We start from the raw sequence: 538 nt of genomic DNA, 5'->3' as shown, positions 1-538 counted from the left end.
ACGTCTCAGATTGAAAGGTACTAAACCGATAGTAATAATGTCGTGTTTTTCGGGATTGAGCCCTGTCGTTTCGAAATCCAACGCGACAAATTCAACCTCTGAAATGGGGGTATTGGGCGCTGGTAATTCGCTGCCGTAAAAGGCGACAAGATTTTCATCACTGACGAGCTCCAACTTTTGCTGAAATTTGGTTGGCCATTGAATCGCAGGCTTTTGAAATAGCTTTTTGATCATGCCAAACCTCACTTAAAGCTCTTATTTGCTTGATAACGGAACTTAAGGAAGTTCTGCCCATTGCTGAGAATTTGGAAGGCATCTTTCAAATTACGGCGTTCAAAATCGGAGAGGTTTTCTGGCTCGATGTTGTTATCTGGCTCAATTCCGAGCTCAACATCGGTCGCTTGATGTCGAATTCGTACCATAGAGATGAACTCTAACGCGTCTTTTAAATCCTGTGCTCGACCTTTTGGCAAGATGCCTGCGTCAATAATATCGTCGAGACGTTCAAACGAGTTTTGTGCACGAGAGCCCACTGCCA

At 44.2% G+C, this 538-nt stretch carries 1 protein-coding gene and 1 pseudogene; both read right to left on the bottom strand.

All coding sequences use genetic code 11. From position 1 onward, the window contains the following. Window positions 1-234: pseudogene (locus tag R7P74_RS28825) on the bottom strand (3'-5' exonuclease); the annotation flags it as partial. Between the two features lie 8 nt (window positions 235-242). Beyond that, window positions 243-538: putative nucleotidyltransferase substrate binding domain-containing protein (locus R7P74_RS28820; protein ID WP_318124124.1), on the bottom strand; the 296-nt coding region annotated here is incomplete at its 5' end.

This window comes from Vibrio sp. 2033 (genome assembly GCF_033339735.1).
The sequence above is the reverse complement of the archived record's forward strand: the minus strand, read 5'-3'. Positions and strand labels throughout refer to the sequence as shown.